Below are 866 nucleotides of genomic sequence, written 5' to 3' on the forward strand. Positions count from 1 at the left end.
CCGCCTATTCGATCAATACGGCGGCGGCCCTGCAGAACCGCTTCATGCGCGCCGACCCGCAACGACCGACCTCGCCCTTGGGCCATATCGCCCACGCCTTCCATTTCGACGCCGGCCTCTACGCCAAATATCTGCGCGGTATGTCCGAGGCGGCGGGCGTGCGACGTCGCGAGGGCAAGGTCGTCTCGGTGCAACTCAGGCCCGAGGACGGGTTTGTGGACTCTGTCACGCTTGAGGATGGAGAGGTGGTATCGGCCGACCTGTTCATCGACTGCTCGGGGTTCCGCGGCCTGATCATCGAGCAGGCGATGAAGACCGGTTACGAGGACTGGTCCCATTGGCTGTCGTGCGACCGGGCCATGGCCGTGCCCTGCGCGCGGACCGAACCCTTTACACCCTACACCCGTTCGACGGCGCGGCCGGCAGGCTGGCAGTGGCGTATTCCGCTTCAGCACCGCACAGGCAACGGGCACGTCTATTCCAGCCGTCATATGGACGATGGGGAGGCGGAGCGGATCCTGCTGTCGAACCTGGACGGCGCCCAGATGGCCGAACCGAACCGCATCCGGTTCGTCGCCGGTAAGCGTCGCCAGATCTGGAACCGCAACTGCGTGGCGGCGGGCCTAGCCTCGGGCTTTCTCGAGCCGTTGGAATCGACCAGCCTGCACCTGATCCAGTCGGTCTTGATCCGATTGGTGCGCATGATGCCGGACGCTGGTTTCGATCCGGCCACCATCGCCGAGTTCAACCGCCAAACCGACTTCGAATACGAGCGGATCCGCGACTTCATCATCCTGCACTACAAGGCTACAAAACGGGACGACACGCCGTTCTGGCGCTATTGCCGCGACATGGACGTGCCGCCG

The 866-nt window shown here is 64.3% G+C and carries 1 protein-coding gene; it reads left to right on the plus strand.

Going from position 1 to position 866, the window contains the following annotated elements:
- The coding region (locus tag ACK4S7_RS13035; RefSeq protein ID WP_409647668.1) for a tryptophan halogenase family protein at positions 1–866 on the plus strand (866 nt) is incomplete at both ends.

Origin of the sequence: Sphingorhabdus sp. (genome assembly GCF_046292425.1) — a bacterium.
Lineage (GTDB): Bacteria > Pseudomonadota > Alphaproteobacteria > Sphingomonadales > Sphingomonadaceae > Sphingorhabdus_B.